The sequence below is a fragment of the Paraburkholderia haematera genome (assembly GCF_905220975.1).
GTDB classification, from domain to species: Bacteria; Pseudomonadota; Gammaproteobacteria; order Burkholderiales; family Burkholderiaceae; genus Paraburkholderia; species Paraburkholderia haematera.
On sequence record NZ_CAJNBK010000009.1, the window covers coordinates 85,593 to 111,789 of the forward strand.

The window sequence follows — 26,197 nt, forward strand, 5'->3', positions numbered from 1 at the left end:
GGGCGACGCCATCGACCTCGCGATGCAATACGGCAAAGACATTGTCGATGGCAAGGTTCCGGCGGCTGGACTCCGACACGCCGAATGCCAGTCAGTCCCCAGCTCGAGTGGAGCAGGTCATGCAATATCCGCTTTATGTTCACCGCGACGGCGATACCGGCTTTCGTGCCAGTTTTCCAGATTTTCCCCGAGCGGCTGCGCGTGGCCGTTCGTTTGATGAAGTAAAACGCAATGCGCAGGAGGTTGTCGAATTGATGTACGACCGCAGCGAGCAACTCATACCCGCTCCCACCTGCAGTACGTCTGAATTGCAATCGCTCGACATGGACGACGGGCGTGGGATCTGGATGTTCATCGAGATCAATCTGGCGCGGGTTACCTCGAAAGCCGTGAGCGTTCAATTCAGTCTGCCCGGGAGTCTGCTGCAGCGAGTCGATGCTGCAGCAAAAGAACGTCACTTGACTCGCTCCATGTTCATTGCGCTGGCTGCCGTACACGAACTTGAGAACCGATACGAAGGGCAATTGCTCTGTACGCCGGTTTCCCGGTAGGTGTTCGTGGACGGATGACACCGCTCGCGCTACGACGGGCGTCAGGAATCAAACCCGAACTTACGATGTGTCGCGTCGTCCCGACTATCGAGGGCGGCGCCAACCGCCTGTTGGCGAACCACTTTTTTCCATAGTAGGAGTGCATCATGATTGATGACCAGGTAAATGCCGAAGAACTGGCAGAAAGCAGGAGGCAGAGAGAGGCCGCGGCGAATGCGACGGATGATGGCATGCCGGTGGCCCCGGAAAATGAAAAGCGGGTTGCCGAAGGGATTCAGTACAGAGGGCCGAAGCAATGGGTCAGGCACGCAAGGAAATTGCTGGGTGCTGGAAGCGGCTTTATGCGACCTTGAACGTCGGTGACTCGTAAGGAAGATATTGTTCCGCCCAGAGCGGCGGAAGCGGAAGAACCGGCGAAGCGTCGGTTTTTCTGCGGTGGCGCGGCATCGTCCCGGTACGAGGGCTCCGACGTCAGATCTGCTGGTGCAGGTATGACAAGAATGGGTACGGTGCCATACCGCGATCCAGGCGAGGCGGCATGGATCTCGACGTGAAGCCGCATGCGTGAAGCCATCCGCGGCTCGTGTGACAAGTTCGGGCCACCCGACACCCTGTACGGTAGCGTGCAGACATGCCAGCCCGGCCGGTACAGACTTGATCCGCGACACCGAATCACCTCTGCAAGGATCCTGATGTCGAGCAACCAATTCGAAATAGACCTGATGCATCTCGAACGGATCATTCCGCTACTTGTGCACGGAAATCCGCTCGCGCTAGCGTACTGGCGACGTCGCGTTTCGTCGCTATCGACGCAGCAGGGCCTGCTTCCCGGTGGAACCAGGCGCGTAACCCGACTGCTTGATGTATTCGATGAAGTCGAGCGCGCATTGATAACAGGCAAGGCCACCGCCCGACGGTCACCGGGATGCACAGCGAAGCGTTGACGTCCCGGTCACAGCGACTTCAAATCCGGTGACAGGTGCTCGAATTCCCGCTGCATCACGATGCAACACTCGCAGACATGCCTGATGTAGCGGGGGGCTGCGGTGACGCCTCTCAAGACCGCGTAGACGGACCGGCTCAATGGTACCGGAGTAGCGGAATGGGGCCTGCCCACGATGGCGGGCGAAGTGAATTTTCGCCCGCATCGCATCGACGAGACCCTATCACTCCTTCCCCCCACCGTTGATCCCGCTTCCACTTCGCCATACCTGCTTTCCCCGCTCGGAGAGCTCGCCGCAACTATGCTCCGCGTCGGCCTCCGTCCCTTCTACCGCCATTTCGCCGCCAGCCTGTTCCTGTGCCTTCTGCTTCTGCATGTGCCGCGCTGCCACGGCTTCATCGTGCGACCTGCCTGCGTAATTCATGGTCATCTCGCCAACTCCTCCAAAAAGTAGTCTTTGCAACCTGCCAATCTGCCCAGCGCGTGTCACTTCTGGAGCGACAATCCCAATTGCTTGCGTAGCCGGTCCAATACATGGTGCTCATCCATCCAACGGATCTCCCGCTTGCGCAGAAGGCTGCGCCTGTATCGCCGCAGAGACACGCCGAACATCAGCGCCAGCCCGACCGCGATGCCCCACATTGCGTACGTCATATCATCCTTTTCAATCTGTTCTCGCTTTACATCAGGCGACAGACCGCACGATAGAGAAATAGCACGCGCGCGCCCCAGCGTTTCCGAAAATCATGTTGAATCACTCAGTGCTTATGGCGCAGCCAGTCGCGAATCGGATGCGCGTCTAGCCAACGGGTCATCGGCTCGTCCTTGTGTTCTCGCCTGTACCGCGCCTCTGTGAATATCGCGACGCACAGCAGCACGACGATCCCCACTACAAAACTGATCATTGACTGGCTCATTGCAGCCTCCTTTGAGGTCAGAACCATGCTTATATTTTAGGTGAACAGATAAATAGCAGGAGTCATCTTCATTCAATGCTCCTTGTTTCGTGCGAACCCTGTTGCGCAGCTGCATAGTGCGATACAGGTGCGCCGCTACTCAGCGGATCCGAGGATGACGTCCACAGCGGCCTGGCCGGCGATCTCCGAAACAAGGTAGGCCCACCGGCGCGAAAACGGACCGCCTCGTATCTTGATGCGCTCGCCGAGCGCCACCACCCCAGGGGGCCTGATGGGTCCTTCAATGCGAAACCAGGCATCGAACATTTCCGCCGACGTGGGCAGCAGATCCACGTCAGAAACAATCTGGCTCTTGAGTTTGCCGCAGGTAAAGTCCAGCAGCGCCACCACCCGAACATAGCGTGCGCTTGCCGATTTCATCCGATGAATTCAGTTCATCGCGACGAGCGGTGGAATCAGACTTCGATCCCGAGTGGGTGGCTCCTGGCAAGCGCCGCACGCGTACAGTGAGATTGCGTCGAGGCGCTGCCCCTTCGTCGCAGGCGGATTCCTCCAGCGCGAGGTTGACACCCGGCACGCAGCGAACTCGCAATCTCGTCGCGCAAACCCCGATTTGGTCACGTGAGCTGCTGTTTTCGGCACGCAGAAGTCTGTTGTCCGTTGCCAGGCGCCGCGAGTATTCGCCACTGTCTGACAAACGTGCGCCCGACAACGTAGAGCACAATGTTGAACGGCTGGCCCGTAGCGCAAGCGTTGGCTATTTGGCTTGCTCGGCCGTGTTATGGATGGCCTGGCCGCCCTTCGAAATGTCTTCGCCCGCACCCGCAACGGTGTTGCAGCCCGCGAGGAACGCGGTACCGGCGATCAGAAACAGAGCAATGAGTCGCGTCATGTTGTTCTCCTTCCACAGATTTTTGGCCGCGGCAGGCGGTGGCGAGCCGGAACATGCGTGGGCTCCGTGCACCTATCCGGGCCAGCGCGGCACAGGCGATGGTGGCACCCCTGATCACCGTCGGAACCCAAGCGACGTCGCCCCCTTAAGGGTGTGCAGGGCGCTCCACGAAGCCGGGAATTGGCAGATCCGGAAGCATTTTCGCGACAGAGCTGTAGCTCATAAAATCAAATACCGATTCTGCGGACCGCCGGCATACTGCTTCTTTGCGATTTCGAGAACCTTTTCGCGAAACTCGTCAAAGGCACCAAGCACCGACTGCTCGTCGGATCCAACGCCAGGTTGCAGATTTCTGAGGATGGCGTCGTCGACCATGAAGGTGATTTCGCGCGAATTGTCGTACCCCCAGAAACACACGCAATGTCGGGAGGCATCGTAGCTACGGCTGGGGTTGGGAAATTGAAGCACCGCGATCAGCCTTTCTCGCACACGGCCGAGTAGCGCCACTTACTGGCGTTGGAGTCGATCGTGGCGTAACTGACGCGTCTTTTCTCTGCTCTCAGAGCATCCGCTGTGTCGAGTATATGAACACGCGTCCTGCGTTCGACGGCGTACTCGCTCTCACTGCCAATTGCAGCCGAAGCAGGTTTGAGTTGCGATCGCATGATGGGGCCCCGAAGCAGGAGGTCGCTCATGGGCGACCAGTTTCCCCACTGTATACCCTTTGGCTGGCGCCGACGTCTTTTTGTACCTGAAATCCTCGGAGTTCAGTTTTCCGAAACGTTTATGCATGTCCGGACAGCAGAGAAATCGATATCTACACCGAGCTGCTGGACACGTTTAAGCCAGGCCGGCATATCGCCATCACCGTTCCATCCGTTGCCATTGTGGTCCCGGTAACGGGTCGGCCTGCAAGGCAGCAGTTCAGGGGACAACCCGATTCATTGCGCCAGTGGTGTTGGCCGGGCGGGGAAGAAGGAAATATTCTGGAATGCAGAAAATCGCGGAATCAAGCTTCGTCTGTCGTGAACGCGAGACGTCACGCCGACAGCATACGCTATATTCGTCGTCGTTGAGTTAGACGGCCTCGTCCGGAACGCGCGTACACGGTGCTCGATAAATAAAAATCGCGACAGAATTACCAGATGCGCCCACACTGCGCGACATGGCTGTCGCTTTCGCGACCGGCAAATCAGGAGAAACAGGTTGGCAAAGAGCACGATGCGCGGTAACCGCGAGGCTAAAAAGCCTAAGCAACCCAAAAAGGTGATCTCTCCTACGGCAGGCGTGTCCTCGGTGATTGCGTCGAAGACCGCAGCGGCCAACACACCGGCGAAGAAGAAATAAGACGCACCCGGGGCGCGGATCCGTGTCCTTTCTGCTCCATCCTTTCCCGGTATTCAGCCAGGAACTGCGTCTACAGGGCCGCGCAGCGGCTCCTGTCCCTCGTTCATCGCCGCGTCGATCTGAGCGAAGCTCGTCCGACGTATTAGCGCGCCACTAAACGACAGCTAACGGTTCACGCGTGGCGTCATCGCTGACCATGCCCGCAGAAGCTGTACGCCTGCTTTTCATCCTGACGGTTCCTCGCGCGTCCACCCGCATCCTTGGAATCGAGCCACACAGCCCGGAGGTCTGCACCCACGCGACACGCGTGATCCGGCCTCCCCGAAGGAAGATCCGATCATGTCCCAACTCAATGAGCTGTCCGCCGATACAACGATGGTGAACGATATGCGCGCCGCTAACATGGCACGCCACAGCGACCAGTCCGCCCCGCCGAACTCATCGACATCGCAGGAAGTGCTCCATTGAAAGCGATCCTTCGATATGTCGCGGGACATCGCTCGCCGTCGCCGCCGTGGACTGACATCGCGCCGGTGCGCGAGGAGCTGTTCGGCGTCGAACGGCTCGAGCAGCACGCGGAGAGCCTCGCTGCCGCGCAACCGGTAACGAAGACACCGCCCGCCGTTTTATCGCTGCACACGAGACTGAACGACAATGCCGCTGTCCTGCTCGCGGCCTACCGTGCGAGCGCCGAAGAACTGGAGAGCGGCCGGGGCGTGGTGCCCGCCGCGGAATGGCTGCTCGACAACTATCACCTCGTCGAGGAGCAGATCCGCGAAATTCGCGACGACTTGCCGCCCGGCTACTACCGTCAGTTACCCAAACTTGCTGCTGGCCCGTTCGCCGGCTATCCGCGCGTATTTGGTCTCGCGTGGGCGTTCGTCGCGCATACCGACAGTCACTTCGACCCGCAGATCCTGCGGCGTTTCATCAGTGCGTATCAGCGGGTTCAGCCGCTGACCATCGGCGAATTGTGGGCCGTGGCGATCACGTTGCGCATCGTGCTGATCGAGAACCTGCGACGCCTGACTGACCAGATCACCGCAGGCCGCAGCGCACGCGCCGACGCCGACGCACTCACGGACCGTCTGCTCGAATCGGGTAGCGCCCGCTCGGCGCTCGAAGCGGACATTTCCACGCGCTCCTCCGGCCTGTTGTCGGAGCTGTTCGCCGCACAGCTCGTTAAACGGCTGCGTGACCAGGATCCGCGCACCACGCCGGCACTTGGCTGGCTGGAAGAGCGCCTCAGGCTTCAGGGCGTCTCCATCGATGAAGTCGTGCAGCACGCGCAGCAGCGGCAGGGTGCATCGAATGTCACCGTGCGTAATGTGATCACCAGCATGCGGCTGATTTCCGACATTGACTGGGCGGAACTGTTCGAGGAAGTGAGTCTTGTCGACGCCCGGTTGCGCGCGGGCAGCCGCTTTGCCACGATGGATTTTCCGACGCGCAATCTGTATCGCAGTGCGATCGAGCAACTGGCGCGCGGCTCATCCTTCACCGAACTCGACGTTGCCGGGCTGGCGCTGGAATCGGCGCAGGCGGCGGTACTGGCAGCAGGCGATGCCGCGCATGCGGAACGCGCCGGCGACCCCGGCTATCACCTGATCGCCGAAGGCCGGCGCGCACTGGAGCAGGCGATCGACTTCCGTCCGCCAGCGCGTCTGCGGATCACGCGGTTCAACATCCGCCTCGGCATCGGCGGCTACGTCGGCACGATCCTGACGGTCGCCATGGCGTTAATGGCGCTGGCGTTGTGGGCAATGTGGACACTAGCGCCACGCGGTCTCGAAGCCGGGGTACTCGCACTGTTTGCCGTGTGCGGATTCCTGCCCGTCACCGAGATCGCGACCGCGCTCATCAATCGCGCGGTGACATGGAGTTTCGGTGCGATCACCTTGCCGGGTCTCGAACTGACTACCGGCGTGCCGCCGTCGTTGCGCACGCTGGTTGCCGTGCCGACGCTCCTGACGAGCGTTGCCGATCTGCGCGAGCAGGTCGAACGTCTTGAGGTGCATCACCTCGCGGGAGCCGGTGGCGACCTGTCCTTTGCGTTGCTGGCGGACGGGCTCGATGCGGATCAGGAAGTGCTGGCCGGCGATGCGCATCTTCTTGCAGTGGCCGCCGACGCTATCGAAGCACTGAACCGCCGTTACGAGCCCGGCCCCGGCGGCAACCGTTTCCTGCTGCTACACCGCCGCCGCGTGTTCAACGCGAGCGAGAACAAATGGATGGGCTGGGAACGCAAGCGCGGCAAGTTGCACGAACTCAACCGGCTGCTGCGCGGCGCGACGGATACGACCTTCATGTCGATCGCCGGTCGTGCGCCGCAGGTGCCGTCCGACGTGCGCTACGTCATCACACTCGACGCCGATACGCGTCTGCCACGAGACGCCGCGTTGCGGCTGATCGGCAAGATGGCACATCCGCTGAACCGGCCGACATTCAGCGACGCCGAACAACGCGTCGTCAACGGATACGCGATTCTGCAGCCGCGTGTCACACCGTCGCTGCCCGTCGGTCAGGAAGGGTCGCTGCATCAGCGCGTCTTCTCCGGCCCCGGCGGGATGGATCCGTACGCGGCGGCCGTGTCCGATGTCTATCAGGACCTGTTCGGAGAAGGGTCGTATACCGGCAAGGGCATCTACGACGTCGATGCGTTCGAAGCGGCTTTGCATGGACGCGTGCCGGAAAACGCGCTGCTCAGTCACGATCTGTTCGAAGGGATTTTTGCGCGCGCCGGACTAGCGTCGGATGTCGAGGTGGTCGAGGAAGTGCCGTCACGTTACGACGTGATTGGCAAGCGCCAGCATCGCTGGACGCGTGGCGACTGGCAATTGCTGCCGTGGATCGTCGGTCATCGTGGCCGGGACCGACACGGGATGCCGTCGATCGGCCGTTTCAAGATGCTCGACAATTTGCGCCGTTCGCTGCTCGCACCCTTCATGGTCGCCGCGCTTGGCCTATCCTGGCTGATGCCGATCCGCGCCGGGATGGCAGGCGCGCTGCTGGTGCTAGGTGCGCTCGCGATTCCCGCTTTCCTGCCGACGCTCTTCGCGATCCTGCCGCGCCGCAGCGGCATTCATCTGCGCAATCATCTGGACGTGCTGGCCGCCGACGTGCGGCTCGCCGCCTTGCAAACTTTTCTGTCGGCCGCGTTCCTCGCCGACCAGGCGTGGCGCATGGGCGATGCGATCGTCCGGACGCTGCTGCGGCTGTTCGTGACGCATCGCCGACTGCTCGAATGGACGACCGCTGCGCAGTCGAAGGGCAGCCCTCGTCTCGATCTGCGCGGCTTTTATCGGCAGATGACAGGCAGTGTCACGCTTGGCCTGGTGCTGCCGGCTGGCGCGCTTGCGTCCGCACCGTCGCACTGGCCGCTCGTGCTGCCGTTTGCATTGTTATGGCTCGCCGCGCCGGCGCTCGCGCTGTGGTCGAGCCGTTCGCCGACCGTCGCGCGGCGGTTCGCGATGGCGGACATGGACGCACGCAGCCTTCGCCTCATTGCGCGACGCACGTGGCGTTTCTTCGAGACCTTCGTTACGCCAGCAGAAAACATGCTGCCGCCCGACAACTTCCAGGAAGATCCGAAACCGGTCGTCGCGCACCGCACCTCGCCGACCAACCTTGGGCTTTATCTGCTGTCGGCGATTGCCGCGCGCGATTTTGGCTGGGCGGGGACGACGGAAACCGTTGAACGGCTCGAAGCGGCGTTCGCTTCGATGCATAAACTCAGGCGTTTCAAGGGGCATTTCTATAACTGGTACGGGACGCTCGATCTCCAGGTGCTGGCGCCGGCGTATGTTTCGTCGGTCGATAGCGGGAATCTTGCCGGTCATCTGATCGTCCTTGCCAACGCGTGCGAAGAGTGGCCGTATGGGTTGCTCGCGCCGGCTGCGCGACCTGGAATGATGGACAACCTGCAACTGGCACGCGAAGCCGTCGACGCGCTGCCCGCTGCAGGCGGTGAACGTGGCAGGCAACTGGTTGCGATCCTCGAAGAGGTCAGCGCGCAGTTGCACGGCCCGCAGACGCTCGAAGCGCTGTCGCCGTCGCTCACGCGGCTGACGGAAAAGGCCGCGAAGGCGACGCGTGAACTCGTGCCCGCCGGCGGTGACGACAGTTCTGACGACCTGATGTTCTGGATCGACGCGTTGAGCAAAAGCGTCGTCGAACATGCCCGCGACCGGCAACAACTGGCCGAGGCACCGGATCTTCTGCAGGCACGCTTGAAGTCGCTCGCCGATACCTCGCGAGCGATGGCGCTCGACATGGACTTTGCGTTCCTGCTCGATCCGGAACGCAAGCTGCTATCGATCGGCTATTCGCAATCCGACAACAGCCTCGACCTGAACTGCTACGACCTGCTGGCGTCCGAAGCGCGCCTCGCGAGCCTGTTCGCCATCGCGAAAGGTGACGTGACGACGCGCCACTGGTTCCGCCTCGGGCGCGCCGCGACGCCGATCGGCAACGGCTCGGCGCTGATCTCGTGGTCGGGGTCGATGTTCGAATACCTGATGCCGTCGCTGGTGATGCGCGCGCCGGTCGGCAGCCTGCTCGAGCAGACGAGCCGTCTGGTGGTGGAGCGGCAAGCCTCGTATGGGCGTTCGCTTGGCATTCCGTGGGGCATTTCGGAATCGGCGTACAACGCTCGCGACATTGAGTTTACCTACCAGTATTCGAATTTCGGCGTGCCCGGTCTCGGCCTCAAGCGCGGGCTTTCAGAGAACCGCGTGATCGCGCCGTATGCGACGGGGCTAGCTGCGATGGTCGACCCGCAGGCCGCGCGACAGAACTACGCCCAACTCGCCGCGCTGGGCGCGCTGGGTCGCTATGGTTTCTACGAAGCGCTCGATTTCACCCGCACGCGGCTACCCGACAACGAGAATGTGGCGATCGTGCGCAATTTCATGGCGCATCACCAGGGCATGACGATCGTGTCGATCACGAACACGTTGCTCGACGCGCAGATGCGTGCGCGTTTCCATCGCGAACCCATGATCCAGGCGTGCGAACTGTTGTTGCAGGAACGCATGCCGCGCAATGTCGCCGTGGCGCACCCCCGTGCCGAGGAAGTGAACACGTCAGCAGCCATCGCCGGCGTCTTGCCACCGACCGTACGGCGCCTCGCTGCGTCGGCGGTGACTGGCGCAGCGCCGGTGACACACCTGTTGTCGAACGGACGCTACGCGGTCATGCTGACTGCGACCGGCGGCGGTTACAGCCGTTGGCGCGATATTGCGGTGACGCGCTGGCGCGAAGACGCAACCCGCGACGACTGGGGCTCCTTTATCTTCCTGCGCGATACGCAGAGCGGCCACGTGTGGTCGGCAGGCGCACAGCCGGTGGGCAGCGAAGCCGAGTACGAAGAGGTTGTGTTCGGCGAGGACCATGCGGAATTCATCCGCCGCGACGGCTCGTTGACAACGACGATGGATGTGCTGGTTTCCGGCGAAGCAGACAGCGAAGTGCGCCGCGTGTCGTTGGCGAACAGCGGACGCCGCGCGCGCGAGATTGAACTGACTTCCTACGCCGAAATCGTGCTCGCGACGCCCGCCGCGGACAATGCGCATCCGGCCTTTTCGCGGATGTTTGTCCAGACCGAGCACCTCGCAGAATTTGGCGCGCTGGTGGCGACGCGCCGTTCGCGTTCGCATGACGAAAAGCAGTTGTGGGTTGCGCATTTTGCCGTTGTCGACGGCGAGATCGTCGCCGATCCGCAATTCGAATCGGATCGCGCGCGCTTTCTGGGGCGCGGGCGCAACGCGGGCACAGCGGCGGCGATCTTCAACGATCAGCCGTTGACCAACACCGCCGGGACCGTACTCGATCCCGTCTTTGCGCTCAGGTATCGCGTGCTGGTGCCGCCGGGCAAGGTCGCACGCGTGACGTTCTGGACAGTAGTGGCCGAGTCGCGAGCGCTGCTGCTCGATCTGGTCGACCAACACCATGACCGCAACGCGTTCGATCGCGCCAAGACGCTAGCCTGGACGCAGGCTCAGGTGCAGTTGCGCCATCTCGATGTCGAAGCCGAAGAGGCGGCGGATTTTCAGCGCCTCGCCGCGCCGATTATCTACGCCGATCAGCGTTTCAGGGCACCGTCGGACGCGATCATTCGCGGGGCCGGCGCGCAGTCGGGACTCTGGCCGCACGCGATTTCCGGCGATCTGCCGATCGTGCTACTGCGTATCGACGACGTCGAAGACATCGCGCAGGTCCGGCAGCTATTGAGGGCACACGAGTACTGGCGGATGAAGCGGTTGAGCGTCGATCTCGTCATCGTCAACGAACGCGCTTCGTCGTATATCCAGGAATTGCAGGGTGCGATCGAAACCGCCGTGCGCAGCAGCCAGTCGCGGCCGCGTTTCGGCGAAGAACTCGCGCAAGGGGCGGTCTTTACGCTGCGCGCCGATTTGATGAGCGTGGAGGCGCGTGCGCTGCTGCAATCGATCGCGCGTGTTGCGTTGCTCGCGCGTCGCGGTTCAATCGCCGACCAGCTCGCCCGGTTGCCGCAGTCGCAGGGCCAGCCGTCGGCGCTGCGTCGGCAGAAGCCGCCGATGTCGTCGCCATGGCCCGCGCCGCCTCGTCTGCCTCGCGAGCTTTCGTCTGTTCCGTCGAAGCTCGAGTTCTTCAACGGCCTGGGCGGTTTCGATAAGGACGGCCAGGAATATGTGAGCGTGCTCGTGGCAGGTGCGACGACGCCCGCGCCGTGGATCAACGTGATCGCGAACCCCGGCTTCGGCTTTCAGGTCGCGGCCGAAGGCAGCGGCTACACGTGGGCCGAAAACAGCCGTGAGAATCAACTCACGCCGTGGTCGAACGATCCGGTCGAAGACCCCGCCGGCGAAGCCATCTATGTGCGCGACGAAGTCACTGGCGATGTATGGGGCGCCACCGCGCTGCCGGTCCGCGATGGTGGGACATATATCGCGCGTCACGGGCATGGCTACAGTCGCTTCGAACACGAGGCGAATGGCATCGCGCTCGACTTGCTGCAATACGTGCCGCTCGCCGACCCGGTGAAGATTTCCCGGCTGACGTTGCGCAATCTGTCCGGTGTGCCGCGCCGTCTGTCCGTGACGACGTGGATGGAATGGGTGCTTGGCACATCGCGCAGTGCATCGGGACCCTTCATCGTGACGGAAATCGACTCCGCTACCGGCGCGATGCTGGCGCGCAATCCGTGGAGTATCGGGTTCGCGGGGCGCGTCGCGTTCGCCGACCTCGGCGGCCAGCAGACCGCGTGGACGGCGGATCGCACCGAATTTCTCGGCCGCAACGGTCGGACTGCGGCGCCCGCCGCGCTGACCGGCAACGCGCCGCTGTCTGGCGCGACCGGCGCGGGCCTCGATCCATGCGCGGCGTTGCAGGCCGTGATTGAGTTGGGTGTGGATGAGATCGTCGAAGTGGTGTCGTTCGTCGGGCAATGCGTTGGCGTTGAAGAGGCCCGGGCGTTGATCGAGCGCTATCGTAAGGCCGATCTCGACGCTGTCCTCGCCGAAGTGACGAGCCAGTGGCAGAAGGTGCTCGGTAGCGTCCAGGTGAAGACCCCCGACCGCGCGATGGACCTGATGCTGAACGGCTGGCTGCTGTATCAGACTCTCGCGTGCCGTACCTGGGCGCGCTCGGCGTTCTATCAGGCGAGCGGTGCCTACGGGTTCCGTGACCAATTGCAGGACGGCATGGCGCTCACCCATGTGCAGCCGGACGAGACACGGCGGCATTTGCTGTGCGCCGCGGCGCGGCAGTTCGTCGAAGGCGATTTCCAGCATTGGTGGTTGCCACAGTCGGGGCAAGGTGTGCGCACGCGGATTTCCGATGACCGCGTGTGGCTCGCGTTCGCGACGGCGACGTACATTGGCTGCGCGGGTGACGTCGCGACTCTCGACGAGACCGTGCCGTTCCTCGATGGACCGCAACTGCAGCCTGGCGAGCACGATGCGTTCTTCCAGCCGATGGTCGCAGATGAATCAGCGTCACTGTTCGAACATTGCGCGCGCGGCCTGGATCAATGCATCGAACTGACCGGCGAGCATGGCTTGCCTCTGATCGGCACGGGCGACTGGAACGACGGGATGAACCGCGTCGGCGCGGACGGCAAGGGAGAAAGCGTTTGGCTCGGCTGGCTGCTGTTGCGGACTATCGAGTTGTTCGCCCCCCTGGCTGAATCGCGCGATGCGGTTTCTATTGCGCGGGCTGCGCGCTGGCGCGCTCATGCGGCGTCGGTGCGCGAGGCGCTGGAGCGCGATGCGTGGGACGGCGAATGGTATCGCCGCGCGACTTTTGACGACGGCACGTGGCTTGGCTCGAAAGACAGTGACGAGTGTCAGATCGATTCGATCGCGCAGTCGTGGGCTGTGCTGTCAGGCGCGGCAGATCCAGCGCGCGCTGCGCTGGCGATGAAGTCGCTGGAAAAGCACCTGATCCGTCGCGACGCCGGGCTTGCCTTGCTGTTCACGCCGCCGTTCGATAAAACGTCGCACGATCCCGGCTATATCAAGGGCTATCCGCCGGGGCTACGTGAAAACGGCGGGCAGTATAGCCACGCGGCGATGTGGGCGATCCTCGCGTTGACGAAAATGGGCGATGGCAACAAGGCCGCCGCGCTGTTTTCACTGCTTAATCCGGTCAATCATGCGCGCACACCGATCGAAGTCGACCGCTACAAGGTCGAGCCCTATGTCGTTGCCGCCGATGTCTATTCCGTGGCGCCGCACGCCGGGCGGGGTGGCTGGACCTGGTACACGGGATCCGCTGGATGGATGTACCGGGCGGGTGTCGAGGGCATTCTCGGGATTTGTCGCGAGGGGGATTTCCTGGTGGTCGATCCTTGTATTCCGGACACGTGGCCGGGGTTTGAAGCAATCGTGACGATGCATTCGACGCGGTATGAGGTCCGCGTCGAATCCGCTGACGAGAGCGGTGCAATGCACGCGGTGCTCGACGGCGCGAGTGTCGAGTGTGGTGATGGACGGGTGCGCGTGCCGCTTGATGCCAAGTCGCATAAGCTCCTGATTTCGCTTTGCTTCGGCGTGAGTGAAGACGTGAACTCCGGCGTGCAGGTCGTGTGACGAATCACGCATCGGTCTTCGAGAGTAAAACAGGAGACGAATAATGGTAGTGGCAGGCAAATCTGATCGGAGCAAACGATGTTGGCATGGCACTACACCACGGGACGAAAATTTCAGCACATCAACTCAAGCGGGTTGCTAATCCCAGGCGGCATCGGGGTCGAGCCCACCGGGACCCCTGTGCTGTGGTTTTCGCGAAATCAGCATTGGGAGCAAACCGCTGGCGACGCGTGCCATGAGGCTGGGCAACCGCTGCGCCGCCTGACAATGCGTGAAACTTACGTGGCGAGCGGCGGACTCGTTCGGTATGGATGCGATGTTAAACGCCTCTACGCCGGCGAAGTGCTGCGGCAAAAAGCACAGATGACCCACGAGGTCTGGGCGGCCTTGTATGCCGCGGGAAAGCTGCAGCAGGCATATCCCGCCGCGTGGTGCGGTTCGGTAGACTCAATTCCGATTGACGGCCTGGTAGTGCACGTCTTGAGCGAATCCTTCAAATGGCAGCGCTTCGAGGCATGCTAGCGGATTGTCGGTCATTGAATGATTGAGATACGTTCCCAGCCGAAGCGCCCGTTCGCATACCGCGCAGGTCCACGATGGACGTTCATTAGATGAAAAGCCACCGGACGTTCCATCTGACTGAGAGGTCGTGGCCGACCGGGCAGAATCCCGTGCGGTCGTCCGGCATCGTGTGTCTGATTGCTTTTTTCGTGCTCGTCGTGAGTGGTTTCTCGCAGTGACTGCGACAGATCCCCGGCTGGCTTCTGCGCCGACCTTGAAATCGGCTTTGTGCCCGGTACAGATAAGGGTACATCGATAGAACGTGTTTCATTGTTCTCCGAAACGAGACTCTGGGACGCAGGCATCGAAGTACACGGCGAGCACCGTCTTCTCGCCGGTGGGGGGCGCTGATTGCAGAGCTGACCGGCGGCGCCGCAATCGATGTGATTCCGGGTTCCCAACAGGCTCATGCCACGGTCCGAACGCGTAGGGTGAATTTCAACACCAGTCGCGAGTGCTGCCTGGGATTCAACGCTTCGGTCCCCTCATACCCTCGGTTTCCATCGCAGCATTCCGCTCTTCGCAGGCTTCAATGGGTTCCATGGTCTCGTCGATGGAAGCTGTCGCGCGTTCTGTGGCCGCCTTCGTTTCGTCGACGGTGGAACCGAGTCCTCCGTCGTCGTCGCTCGGGGGCTGCAGCATGTCTCGAAGCATGGCCTCCAACTCCGGCGTGTCCCACGGCGCGCCATGCTGCTCTTTCTTCTTTATGTAGTGCCTGACTTCTGCGTCCTGCTCCGGCGTCAGGGGAAGACCGCGAAATGTGCTTTGGGGGGTAGCGTCGGTCATGGTATTGCTCCGGAATTTATCCCATCTTGAGTGTAGCCCTGTTGTGGCCAACGAGCCTCACTATCGATCTGCGCATGGACTGATCCGTCCTTTCGCATCGGCTCGTCCAGCGAGCGGACGTTGCTATCGGCACAGATACGAGCCCGGGCGCTTTGCGCACCGATGCAAATGGCGACGGGTCATGAAGGATGGCAGGAACTATGACAAAACTGTCTGGACAGTTTTCCATCGAGCGCGTGCACAAAAGCTGTACGCTGGTGATTCCCGACTGCGACCGGATCGGACCCCGATGAGCGCATGGCATTCGACTTTCACAACCTCAGCCGCAGCTATGACGCACTCGGGCACGGCGTAACGTTCTGGGGTTATGACAACGTCGTAAAGGGGGCCACGAATATCGCTGTCGGACAGACGGGAGGGCGGAAGATGCGACTGATCGAAGCGGATGAACGTCAGGCTTTCCTGGCGACCTTGCAGCGCAAGGGACTGGCAGAAGGTGAATTCGAACTGCTGGAAACGGATACGACTGACCCCAAGGGCGACGAGAACGTCGGCCTGCAGGGATATGTCACCGTAACCAGACTATCAACGCAAATTGCGAGGGAATACCCCATCGGCTTCGAAACCGGTTGGGTGCAGCATTTCAGTCAGGATCTCGAAGCTGGCGTCTTCGATAAGCCGGAATGAGATCCCGCTGTTGCGGCGAACTTTCCGGGCGGGGCAAGCAGGTATGCCGAAGTGGGAGCGGGATCAACGGCGGGGGGAGGAGTGATGTGGCCTTGTCGATCCGGAGCGATGCGGGCGTCGAGTTCGAGCGTCCAAAACTGTGGCCGATAGCTCCGATGGGCGGTGATTCCGCAAAGTCGACATTGGTGAGCGATTGGCAACCGTGTACGGCTGAGCCGTCCAAGCCGATTTCCCGAATGTCTGCTCAACGCCTGTGAGTGGACGACTGCGAGTTGGAGCGTTGAATGTCGCTTCAGGGTCGGGAGCACGAACGGCAGCTTTCACGATGCAATGGCCGCTCGCCAAGCCGACTTATCTGCCACGCGCGCTCTGGCGGACCACGCAGGGATCTACCGAAGATTCGTTTGAAAAAAAGTAAGCGCCATTTCGTCAAACTGCTCGTGAAAGGTTGTGCGATCGAAGCCGTTCGCATCGACGCAGAGCCCCGGCTCATTGCTCTTCATTGCCGCAGGACATGGAGCAAGAAAGGCAAAATGCGCCGCGTCGGAAACAATGTGATATTCAGGCTTGCGAGGAAGGGTCCTGGCGAGTGCGTCAGCGTTGCGCGGCAGCACGCCGGCGCCACCGAACTGGGAAGCCCAAAGCTGAACTGGCGCTTGCACGTTCTTCAGGCTCTCCGCGGTTGGAAATGCATTGAACGGGTCCGCCAGCACAAAGGCTTTGATCCGCGCGTCATGAGTCAGGTGATCGGTGGATACCTCTCCACTTCGGACCTGTTTGCAAATCGGCGCTCTCGGGTCCGGGCACGTAATATCGGCGTGCGGGAAATCCGGGTTACCGCCGGCCAACACCAGGCCCGTGTAGCCGCCGCGCGAAAAGCCAAAAAAGCCTATGCGTTGCGGGTCGATTCTGGCTGCGTCGGGGGCGGCGCTCAACATGTAATCGATAAGACGCTTGATGTCGGTCGGTCGCTCGACGAACACAGACATATCGTCGGCGCGAGTCATGTCAGAGAACGTATCGCCTGGATGATTGATTGCAGCCACGACAAAGCCGGCGTCGGCAAGCGTCTCGGCAAGGTCTCGGTGGCCAAGGTACGATCCGCCATAACCGTGTGAAATGACAATGAGAGGAAGCTTTTCGCCAGCGGTCGGACAGTCGCGCCGCCCCTTCAGGACATATGGCCCGATCGGCACCTCCTGGGCAGGTTCTGAACACGGTGTCCACACTATCGCTTTTAACGCCGGACCGCCGGCATCAGCCAGAATCTGCGCGAACTTTATTCCCGCAGCGTTTGCAATTGACGCAGACAGGCACAACAGAACGGCCGATATGAACGTTTTCATGTAGTTTTGAGAGACAGGTTGTTTGCCTTCAATACCCTGATTGGCCGCATCACTGCGAAACTGCTCACAGGCTGAATTCGACCACGTCCTGATTTTATGCTCTTGCGCGAAGGGCGGGATATTCGGATGATGCGGTCGCTCAGATGTCCGACTTCCCGCGCAGGCGAATGGCGTCTGATGGCCGGATCCTGCCTCATGCAACCGGCATGCACAGTCTTAACCTCGCAAGGCCGCGATCCGCAGCACGCGACCCACTACCGCCGTTCGAGCCCTCGCCACTTCGACGGCAGCTTACTGGAGCCAGCGGTCATCTCAGTGCCATCGTGTCGACCGGTAGTCACTCGGCTGCCGTGGAGCGTTTCCAATTCATTGAGGTGGCGCTGGCACCAGTCCGTACCCGGACATGGCCGCTCACACATTCGTCGCGCCGTAGTCCTGTAGTCCAGTTATGGATTTTTGATGGTTTTGAGCCGCTATCTGTCGAGCAGATTCGCCTCGATTGCGCACAGAGCGGTTCAGCACGAAGACTCCCAGTGTGACAACCGCGATGATGACCGCGGCCAGCGCGTTCATCTCAGGATTCATGCCCAATCGCACTCTAGAGAAAACGACCAGAGGTAATGTGGTTGACCCGGGTCCAGAAAGGAACGCGCTCAGGATAAGGTCGTCGACCGATATCGTAAATGAGAGAAGCCATCCGGATCCGACTGCCTGAGAAATAAGCGGAAGGGTGATGTAGAAGAAAACACGAAGCGGCCCGGCGCCAAGATCAAGCGCGGCTTCCTCGGTTGCCTTGTCCAGCTCCTTTACGCGGGACTGTACGACGATCGCGACGTAAGACACGCAAAGAACGGTATGGCCTATGGCCATCGTGAGCCAACCCCTTCCCCGCGGCCAGCCGAACACTTGCTCCATTGCAACGAAAAGCAGCAGCAACGAAATTCCGGTGATAACCTCGGGAATGACGAGCGGCGCGTTGATCATCAATGAGAACAGTGTTCGCCCCTGAAATCGATTGAACCGCGCGAGGATGAAACCCGCCCACGTCCCGACGAACGTGGAAGCGCACGCAGTCAGAAGCGCGATTTTTAGCGAAAGCGTGGCGGCATTGATCAACTCGTCGTCACTCGCCAGCGCGGTGTACCACCGAAACGAAAAATGCGACCACACGCTGACGAGCCTTGAGTCATTGAATGAGTAAAAAACGACGCTTGCTATGGGTAGATACAGGAACAGGAATCCCAAGGCGAGAACTGCGGTACTGGCTTTGTCCGTTGCGTTTCTCATCTCACACACCTTGCTCTCGATTTTGATAGTGTTGAAATGCAGCGATCGGGCCCAATAGCAAGCCAACCATCGCCACGGTGACTGCAGATGCCATCGGCCAGTCAGTATTGTTAAAGAACTCGTCCCACATAAGCCGCCCAATCATTAGCGTGCTGGAACCGCCCAACAGTTCAGGGATCACGTATTCGCCGACCGAAGGGATAAAGACAAGCAAGCTACCTGCGATGATGCCGTTTCGGGACAGCGGTACCGTCACACGAAAGAATGCCTCAACAGGTCCCGCTCCGAGGTCGTAAGCCGCCTCTAGCAGATTCAGATCCATCTTCGCAAGATGCGCGCAGAGCGGCATGACCATGAAGGGCAGGTAGGAGTAGACCATCCCGATATAAACACCGATATCGGTATGGTAGAGGCGTATCGGGGAAGCTATCAATCCAATTGCCATCAGCGCGCGATTGAGCAACCCATCGTCCTTGAGAATCCCAATCCATGCATAAACGCGAATCAAAAACGACGTCCAGAACGGAAGCATCACGCCGAGCATCAGAAGATTTCGCCTTTTCGGCGCCGAACGGGATATGCAATAGGCGAACGGATACCCAATGACAAGACATAGGACCGTTGAGATTGCTGCTATCTTCAGGGAACTGATGTAGGTCGAAATATAGAGGTGGTCCGCCAGAATGGAGCCGTAGTGTTGCAGATTGATAGCAATACGGACTACGGAATCCGCGACTGAGAGGACTTCAGAATAGGGTGGACTCCGAAGGGCCATTTCGGAGAAACTGATCTTTAGTACGAGAAAAAATGGAATCGCAAGAAAGAGTGCTAGCCACGTAGAGGGGACGGCGATAGCGACTGTGCGACCACGGGGGGACGCTGCCCTGAAACACGTCAAAGCGACGCGTAAAGCGGCCAGCAGATCAAGGGCGATGGATCGGGTCTTTGAGGTTGTCATGATGTCAGTACCACCGCATCCGATGCATTCCACGAGGCGAAGACATGATCCCCGCATTCAGGAGAGTTTTCGTCCGAGGCACTTGCCGCGGGAACGTTCGCCAACATGATCATTCCAGTCGGGAGTCGAAGGTGGTACACGGAATGGGCTCCCATGTAGGCAACGTCGACCACGACAGCGCCGGACCAGTTAGCGCTTTGCGTTGGCTTGTGGAGCGAAACGTGAACACGCTCTGGTCGAACCGAAACGGCGACCGACATTCCTACGGGGCCAGTAATGCCATGGTTGATATACATGAGCAATTCGAGCTGTCCTGTCTGGATAAAAACGTGATCCGCCTCCTCCCGCACAGTGAAGCCCGTAAAGATATTGGTGGTGCCGACAAAGCCGGCGGTAAAGCGACAGTTCGGAAACTGATAAACCTCTCGGGGCGTTCCGACTTGAACGATGGCGCCGGCGCTCATCACCGCGAGACGATCCGCCATGGTCATCGCCTCCTCCTGATCGTGCGTCACCATGATGCAGGTGACCCCAACTTTCTCGATGATGTTCGCGAGTTCCAGTTGCGTCTTCTGACGGATCTGCCTGTCTAGCGCCGACATGGGTTCATCCAGAAGGAGAAGCTTGGGCTGCTTTGCCAGAGATCGAGCGAGCGCGACGCGCTGCTGCTGCCCACCCGATAGCTGACTGGGCTTTCTACCGGAGAACGATGTCATCTGGACTAGCTCCAGCGTGGCCATCACGCGCTCCCTGCGCTCGACACGGCTTAGATGCTCCCACTTCAAACCGAAAGCCACATTCTCAGCAACGGTCATGTGGGGAAAGAGAGCGTATGACTGGAACATCATGTTCACCGGCCTGCGGTACGGAGGCAGTGCAGTCACGTCCGTTCCGTCAACCCATATGCGCCCGGCGGTGGGCGTCTCGAAGCCGGCAAGCATCCGAAGCAGTGTGGATTTTCCGCATCCGGAACTACCCAACAGAGCAAACAACTCTCCTTTGCCCACGGACAAATCGACGTTCTGTACGGCAGTCGATTCACCAAATTTTTTCACGACGTTCTCAACGTGAACGAACTGGGAGTGACGTAGAGCAGGATGGGCGTCGCTGGTCCGCCGGTCGAGTGAAGGCGGTGCATCGGTAAGATTCATGATGTGGTTAGCTAAATGAAGGCAGATTCGGGGACAAGACCAGGTGTTGAAGACGTGCGTGTTGACGCGCATGGATCGCGCGTCACCCGTTGCTTAAAACGTGTAGACGAGGGTCGTGCCAATGACGTCGTTGCTCTTACGCCAGGTGCCGTCCGCTCGTTGGAATACATTGCGGTTGGACCAATCATGTCTGTACTCGACCTTGACTGTGTAATTCACGGCCGGGTAGAACAGGAGATCCAACGCAATATCCTGATGGGTTGCGCCTTTACAACTTTGCCCATTGTTGCTGGACGACGCGAGGCACGAGGGATCGATACCAAATCCATTGAGACCGTCTGTGCCGGGTGATGCGGATCCGCTCAGGGAGGACCCGCCCACATAGATGTTGCCGCCTCCACCGCCGTTTCTGGTGTCGTTCAGGTAGTCCCAACGCGCGGCGAGTCCCATCAAGCCAATGGTGGGCAGCCGCCATTTTTGGGTGTACAGGAGTGAGAATCCCCACCATGTCGCATCGCCACCGTTCCACGCGGCATGTTTCTGGTTGCCGAGGTCGAGCTCAGCGTTAAAGGTGGAATCGGCAATCGCATAAGACGCGTCGAAGTCCGTAAACATGTAGGTTGAAAACGCCGAACTGCTCGTACAGTTGTATCCGAATCCTCCTGACGTGCAATCTCCGGCCGCGTTGCCGGCGTAAATCGCCTGACGGCCGATTGCGCCGGACCAACCCCAATCCCAGGCGCCTTTTGATCGGTCAATTCGCCAGTTGATCATCGGCGTCACGTTGGTGTGCAAACGCCCGCTCGAGTCCGATGCCACTGTTGCGTGAGTTTGATTCTGCTCGTTGCCCAGAATGACCTTCCACGTGTACTCGCCCTTTGAGCCGTTGTAGCCGATGCCGACAAAGTATCCGGGGATGCTGAAATCGTATAAGAGGTTGTGCGTCAGCGTCGGCACCAGGGTGGACTGCTGAGACTCATATCCAGCAAGGCTTGGCATCAACCCCGCTACAAACTGATTGGCATCGTCGTGCGGGATGGTTATAAACGCCGTGTTGAAAATGTTATTGCCCTTCGCGCCGTCAAGCGTTGTGTTTCCCGCTCCACGGTTCGGCTGAATCTGGATTTCCGCCGACGGAGCGAGCGGTCCAACACCGAACGTCTTCTTGATATCAAGGTAGACATCTCCCATGTTACCGTTGTAGTAGGTGTAGGGGCTGTTGTGGTCGAGAAAGGAGAATCCGCCGCTACGGGCGTTCCGGTTGTAGAGATATACCGGATCGAGATAGCCCGTTATCGAAAGTCCGGCAATGGGGCCTTCACTGGCCGCCGTGCTCAGGGTCTCGACTTGCAGGTCCTGCTTGGCCACCTGTTGCTTCAGCGAGGCGAACTCAGCAGGCGATACGGCTGGCTCCGAACTTTGAGGCCTTGACGATGCGGCACTGGCTGCCGATTTCTCGAGGTTTTCCACTTTTTGCTGGAGTACATGAAGTTCAGCTTTTAGTTCGTCAACGCTCGCATCCGCATGCGAGATGCCGGGCAAACCCGCGATCAACAATGTCCCAATGATTTTCTTCACTTTTCGTCTCCTTAATTTCTTTTTTTAGTAATCCGAAATTAATCGGATTCTTTTATGTTGTTTGCCTGTGCCTCACCTACCGATAGGGAGATGCCCTATCGGTTTGCCTTAAGCTCCAGGAAATCTCGATTGATCTGACGCATGAGGGAAATAGGCAACGGCTTTTCCATGACCACCCTCTTCATGTCCTTGGGCAGAGGAAAGATCGCGGTGTCGTTCGCGATCTCCGGGTTGATCAGCGGACGAGCGGCACTCACCGCAGTTGGGTACTTGAGCTCGTTGGTTTGTGCCGCCGCAACGTCCGGGCGGAGCATGAAATCGATGAATTTCGTTGCATTTTCCTTGTGGGTCGATTCCGCAGGGATAGCAAACATATCGAGCCAGAGAGGCGCGCCCTCTTTCGGAATGACAAAGGTCAATTCGAATTTTCGACCTGCGGCCTTTGCCTGCAACTTGGCCGTTTGCGCGTCGCCCGAATAGGCTACCGCGGCGCAGATGTCGCCCCCGGCCAGATCGTCAATGTAACTGTTCGAACTGAATTGGGTGACGAACGGTCGAATCGCTTTGAGCTTCTCGAGTGCAACCCGAAAATCTTTGGGGTCCGTTGAGTCGGGATTGAGCTTGGCACCGAAAAGGGCATCCTGGAAGGACTCCCCGCCGTTGTCCTGCAGCGAGAGGCCGCAAGATTTCAGCTTCGCTGCCCACTTGGGATCCAAAATCATGTCCCAGCTGTCCAACGGCGCATCGGCGCCTGCCCGCTTCTTTACCTCGGTGAGGTTATAGGCGATACCGGTAATCCCCCATATGTAGGGAATGCCATATTCCCCCTTCGGGTCGTTCGCCTTCGTCAACTCGACGATCTGCGGATCGAGATTCTTTAGATTGGAAAGCTTCGAAAGATCGATCTTCGCGAAGATCCCCGCGTCTTTCTCCTTGGCGAAGTAATTGTTACTTGGCACCACAATGTCGTAGTCCGAGCGGCCGGCGAGCAACTTGGTCATCAGCGTATCGTCCGAGTCGTAGACGTCGTAGGTGACCTTGATACCCGTTTCCTTTTCGAACTTCTCGATGGTGCCCGGTGCAATGTTTTGGGAGAAGTTGTAGACGTGGAGCGTTTTTCCGTCGTCGGCTCTTGCGAGCCCGCAGAACGCCACTACCGCAGACGCACATGCGATCGCAATTCTGATCGCTTTGAAATGAGGTTTGGGTGACATGGTGGTTGATACGCCTATGAATGTTGGAAATATCTTACGCGCGAGAGATGAGACGACCGGCGACCTTGAACCGAATCCGCGTTGCGTTGCCGGGGAGATAGGAGAGCGGCACATCCTCCTGTTCGAGCACTTCGACCGTTGACGGGTCAGCTCCCGCAAGGACCGCGGACTGAATCGCCTCGTCGCGCAACGACGCCAACGTCTGTTCCCGAACGTCGTCACGCATCGCTACGATGCGGTCAACCTCGCCGCTGACATCTCCGATCGCTACGCCGATCGCATTGGCCGCGCCAAAGTTTGCCGGCCTGATGACTTCGTCGGTTCCATCGATGCGGTCCGGAAACAAAGCGCTTCCGCCTCCGACCAGGATGACAGGCAGCGGGGCCGCACTGGTCTTGATCCGGTCGACTCCCGTGGCGAGTCGCTTCAACACGCTCTCGAACGCTGCGCGGCAGAACGACGTCGGGACATCGGGGAAGCGATTTCCTATGCTAAGCCCGACCCCCAGAACCGACGAGACGTCAGTGAGCGTCAGGGTCTTTCCGCCGAATACCATCGCCTCGCTCGTCAGCCGATAGCCAACGCTTTGGGGACCAATGACCGGTTCGCCTTTCGAGTCCGCCGTGATAACGGTGCCTCCTCCTACTGCGAGGGAGATGATGTCGGGCATTCTGAAATTCGTCCGCACCCCGCCAATATCGACCGCAAGCGCGGATTGACGTGGAAAGCCTTTGGATAGCATTCCAATATCTGCAGTCGTTCCGCCGACATCAACGACAATCGCGTCTTTTCGGCCTGACAGAAAGGCTGCGCCTTTCAAGGAATTGGTCGGTCCGCATCCGATAGTGAGAACCGGAAATGCGCGGGCTGCTTCCGCTGACATCAACGTGCCGTCGTTCTGCCCGATCATGGCGCGCACGTGGTCGAGTCCGGTCGCCTTCAGTGCATTAGCGAACCCGGAAATGACATCGCCGATCACATCGCCCAGCGCAGCGTTCAGGATCGATGCGTTTTCCCGTGGCAGAAACCCCAAGGAGCCAATTCGATGCGACAACGTGATGGGGATCGGACCCAGCTCATCGAGGATCCACTGCTCAACAAGGCACTCCTGCTCGCTATTGATATTCGAGAACACGCCGCAGACAGCAACGGCGTCGATACGCCCTCGCCAGTCGCGGACAGCTGCGCGAATCTCATCTTCAACTAACCTGGTCAGGATGCGACCGTCGTACTCGTACCCGCCGCCCACGATTTTCCACTTCAGTGTGACCGCCGCGGCGAGGTCCGCGGGCCAGTTAGCCAACGGAGGAACAGACGCCGAGGCGGGGCCGGCCAGCCGCAGCAAGCCGACTCGCAGAAGACGTTTGCGCTCCACGATGGCGTTGGTGCAATGCGTCGTACCCAGCATCGCCAACCCGATATCGCGCGCGGCTATGCCGGTCTCTGACAGGAGATGGTCAATCGCAGCGCGAACGCCGCCGAACACGTCATCGGTTGTTGGCACCTTTGCAGTAGCTATACATGTCAGGCTTTCGTTGAGAATCGCGGCATCCGTGTTTGTGCCGCCGACATCAATACCAATTCGATAGGTGCTCATGCCAACCTCCTGGCGATCGACTCGACGGGTTCGTAGTCGACGCTGTAGCCAAAGTAGCGGGGCCCCGTCGTTTGAATTCCTAACTTCGAGCGCCACTGGGCGTCGCAAGGACAGGCGAGAAGGACAACGCGCATTCCATACGCAAGCGTTTCAGTGGAGATCGCGCGCGCGGTTTCCCGGTCGACGAGAATAATCAGATCGGGTGTCGTGGCAAGAACATTGACCTCGTCCTGTGCGACCAGAAATTCATTCTGGAAATTCACGGTCACGCGGCGACCGCTGTCCCGCTCCGCGCCTTCTATCACCATCGAGCCTCGCGTGAACCCGCCACTCGTGTGGCGCTTCAGATCAACGATCTTGCCTTCGATCAGAAGATATCCGTTCAGAGCGGTAACCAGTTCAGAGACGACGGTATCGGCCGTTCGTTTGCTTGTCCCGGAGATCAGCGCGCCGATTTTTTCCGCCTGGGTTACCGTTCCTGGTATCGCACAGCGGCGTACTTCGTCGCCGTCAAGCGGGAAGTCGCACACCGTCGCGCTCGCGCCCATCGCGTCAACCAGCGGACGGCAGATTCGCTCACCCCACTCTCCGTCGATCGGGTGGACGGTTGCACGATTTCCACGCTCGTCTGCAAACGTAGCGATGCGTGCGCCGAGCCCGTGGAGATGAAAGGAAACCATCTGATACTCGGGAAATGCCCGGCCCATTGCGTCCGCGTCGATGACGGGCAGCTTTCTGCGCGCGGCAAGAATGAGCGGGACCAGTGCATTTCCGCCGCCAATTTCTACCGGCATCGTGGCGAACGCTTGTTTCCCCAACGCGGCCTGCATGTCGTCAAAGACGATGTCCAACTCCCGTCCCGATGGCAGCTTCTCGATAGAGACGGCCGGTGCCCCCATCATTGACGTCGGCAAGATCAACGCGTCGAGCGGTACTTCGTCTACGTTGAGTAGCTCGATCGGACCATTCCGGCGGATTGCTTCCAGAGCCATGAACAGACCGACAGCTGTGTCGCCGCCACCGCCCGTGCCAAGGACCGCCGCGCCGACGGCGATGTTCCTGATTGCCTCTTCATTGAGAAGTCGCACGTGCACCTCCACTAGTGGATTGACATGCGTCTCCTGGCACATTCGCCAGTTGCTTCGTCCATTCTTCCATTTGCTGAATCGTCTCGGTTCTTGGGTTGCACCACAAAGCCGACGGCGCAGTGCGCCCGGCGTCTCGTTGGTAATAGTCGAGCGCCAAATTCAGACAGTCATTGGACAAGATGCGCAACCGAACGCAGGGTGTTTATCTCGCCGGGATAGTGTG

Annotated in this window: 22 protein-coding genes; 7 read left to right on the forward strand and 15 right to left on the reverse strand. The window is 59.9% G+C overall.

The features are described from left to right. Window positions 1–119: 119 nt before the first annotated feature. The gene (locus tag KHO23_RS17705) at window positions 120–551 is read left to right on the forward strand and encodes a type II toxin-antitoxin system HicB family antitoxin (RefSeq protein ID WP_211612520.1); all 432 of its coding nucleotides are present in this window, start codon (window positions 120–122) and stop codon (window positions 549–551) included. Between the two features lie 146 nt (window positions 552–697). After that, a complete protein-coding gene (locus KHO23_RS17710; protein ID WP_211612521.1) occupies window positions 698–904 on the forward strand; it encodes a hypothetical protein in 207 nt (68 codons plus the stop codon). 813 nt (window positions 905–1,717) lie between these two features. Here the strand turns inward: KHO23_RS17710 and KHO23_RS17715 are convergent. From KHO23_RS17715 to KHO23_RS17740, 6 genes are all read right to left on the reverse strand, one after another. Then, window positions 1,718–1,924 (reverse strand): hypothetical protein, encoded by a 207-nt coding sequence (locus tag KHO23_RS17715; protein WP_211612522.1) that lies wholly within the window; start codon window positions 1,922–1,924, stop codon window positions 1,718–1,720. A gap of 56 nt (window positions 1,925–1,980) precedes the next feature. Further along, the gene (locus tag KHO23_RS17720) at window positions 1,981–2,148 is read right to left on the reverse strand and encodes a hypothetical protein (protein WP_211612523.1); all 168 of its coding nucleotides are present in this window, start codon (window positions 2,146–2,148) and stop codon (window positions 1,981–1,983) included. A gap of 104 nt (window positions 2,149–2,252) precedes the next feature. Further along, the gene (locus KHO23_RS17725; protein ID WP_211612524.1) at window positions 2,253–2,411 is read right to left on the reverse strand and encodes a hypothetical protein; all 159 of its coding nucleotides are present in this window, start codon (window positions 2,409–2,411) and stop codon (window positions 2,253–2,255) included. Window positions 2,412–2,546: 135 nt separating this feature from the next. Then, entirely contained in the window at window positions 2,547–2,831 is a 285-nt protein-coding gene (locus KHO23_RS17730) for a cyclase family protein (RefSeq protein WP_236066899.1), read from the reverse strand. 337 nt (window positions 2,832–3,168) lie between these two features. Then, window positions 3,169–3,303: an entericidin A/B family lipoprotein gene (locus KHO23_RS17735; RefSeq protein ID WP_120296523.1), complete on the reverse strand. Its 135-nt coding sequence runs from the start codon at window positions 3,301–3,303 to the stop codon at window positions 3,169–3,171. Between the two features lie 219 nt (window positions 3,304–3,522). Next, entirely contained in the window at window positions 3,523–3,810 is a 288-nt protein-coding gene (locus KHO23_RS17740; RefSeq protein ID WP_211612525.1) for a DUF1488 family protein, read from the reverse strand. Window positions 3,811–4,509: 699 nt separating this feature from the next. On the opposite strand from KHO23_RS17740, the gene KHO23_RS17745 reads away from it, so the two are divergent. The 4 genes from KHO23_RS17745 to KHO23_RS17755 all read left to right on the forward strand — a co-directional run bounded on the left by KHO23_RS17745 (window position 4,510) and on the right by KHO23_RS17755 (window position 14,243). Next, a complete protein-coding gene (locus KHO23_RS17745; protein ID WP_211612526.1) occupies window positions 4,510–4,650 on the forward strand; it encodes a hypothetical protein in 141 nt (46 codons plus the stop codon). A gap of 339 nt (window positions 4,651–4,989) precedes the next feature. After that, on the forward strand, window positions 4,990–5,118 hold the full coding sequence (locus tag KHO23_RS35430) for a hypothetical protein (protein WP_268963898.1): 129 nt from the start codon (window positions 4,990–4,992) through the stop codon (window positions 5,116–5,118). Further along, entirely contained in the window at window positions 5,115–13,721 is an 8,607-nt protein-coding gene (locus KHO23_RS17750; protein ID WP_211612527.1) for a GH36-type glycosyl hydrolase domain-containing protein, read from the forward strand. Before KHO23_RS35430 ends, KHO23_RS17750 begins: the two co-directional genes overlap by 4 nt. Before the next feature lie 78 nt (window positions 13,722–13,799). Next, a complete protein-coding gene (locus KHO23_RS17755; protein ID WP_211612528.1) occupies window positions 13,800–14,243 on the forward strand; it encodes a hypothetical protein in 444 nt (147 codons plus the stop codon). 507 nt (window positions 14,244–14,750) lie between these two features. Here KHO23_RS17755 and KHO23_RS17760 read toward each other — a convergent pair. Next, entirely contained in the window at window positions 14,751–15,068 is a 318-nt protein-coding gene (locus KHO23_RS17760) for a hypothetical protein (RefSeq protein WP_211612529.1), read from the reverse strand. 426 nt (window positions 15,069–15,494) lie between these two features. Between KHO23_RS17760 and KHO23_RS17765 the strand changes: the two genes are divergently transcribed. Next, window positions 15,495–15,755 (forward strand): transcriptional regulator, encoded by a 261-nt coding sequence (locus KHO23_RS17765; RefSeq protein ID WP_211612668.1) that lies wholly within the window; start codon window positions 15,495–15,497, stop codon window positions 15,753–15,755. Window positions 15,756–16,144: 389 nt separating this feature from the next. On the opposite strand, the gene KHO23_RS17770 is transcribed toward KHO23_RS17765, so the two are convergent. The 8 genes from KHO23_RS17770 to KHO23_RS17805 all read right to left on the reverse strand — a co-directional run bounded on the left by KHO23_RS17770 (window position 16,145) and on the right by KHO23_RS17805 (window position 26,016). Further along, window positions 16,145–17,101 (reverse strand): alpha/beta hydrolase family protein, encoded by a 957-nt coding sequence (locus tag KHO23_RS17770; RefSeq protein ID WP_211612530.1) that lies wholly within the window; start codon window positions 17,099–17,101, stop codon window positions 16,145–16,147. A gap of 411 nt (window positions 17,102–17,512) precedes the next feature. Next, window positions 17,513–18,388 carry an ABC transporter permease subunit gene (locus tag KHO23_RS17775; RefSeq protein ID WP_211612531.1) on the reverse strand — a complete coding sequence of 292 codons (876 nt, stop codon included), beginning with the start codon at window positions 18,386–18,388 and terminating at the stop codon, window positions 17,513–17,515. Between the two features lies 1 nt (window position 18,389). Beyond that, window positions 18,390–19,346 (reverse strand): ABC transporter permease subunit, encoded by a 957-nt coding sequence (locus KHO23_RS17780; RefSeq protein ID WP_211612532.1) that lies wholly within the window; start codon window positions 19,344–19,346, stop codon window positions 18,390–18,392. Then, complete coding sequence (locus tag KHO23_RS17785) at window positions 19,343–20,497, reverse strand: ABC transporter ATP-binding protein (protein WP_211612533.1); 1,155 nt, start codon at window positions 20,495–20,497, stop codon at window positions 19,343–19,345. The genes KHO23_RS17780 and KHO23_RS17785 overlap by 4 nt, the downstream gene beginning before the upstream one ends. A gap of 93 nt (window positions 20,498–20,590) precedes the next feature. Further along, window positions 20,591–22,075 carry a DUF3138 family protein gene (locus KHO23_RS17790; protein ID WP_211612534.1) on the reverse strand — a complete coding sequence of 495 codons (1,485 nt, stop codon included), beginning with the start codon at window positions 22,073–22,075 and terminating at the stop codon, window positions 20,591–20,593. A gap of 95 nt (window positions 22,076–22,170) precedes the next feature. After that, window positions 22,171–23,289 carry an extracellular solute-binding protein gene (locus KHO23_RS17795; RefSeq protein ID WP_211612535.1) on the reverse strand — a complete coding sequence of 373 codons (1,119 nt, stop codon included), beginning with the start codon at window positions 23,287–23,289 and terminating at the stop codon, window positions 22,171–22,173. Window positions 23,290–23,323: 34 nt separating this feature from the next. Further along, complete coding sequence (locus KHO23_RS17800) at window positions 23,324–24,886, reverse strand: hydantoinase/oxoprolinase N-terminal domain-containing protein (protein ID WP_211612536.1); 1,563 nt, start codon at window positions 24,884–24,886, stop codon at window positions 23,324–23,326. After that, window positions 24,883–26,016, reverse strand: coding sequence for a DUF917 domain-containing protein (locus KHO23_RS17805; protein ID WP_211612537.1), 1,134 nt, complete (start codon window positions 26,014–26,016; stop codon window positions 24,883–24,885). Before KHO23_RS17805 ends, KHO23_RS17800 begins: the two co-directional genes overlap by 4 nt. Window positions 26,017–26,197: the final 181 nt, after the last annotated feature.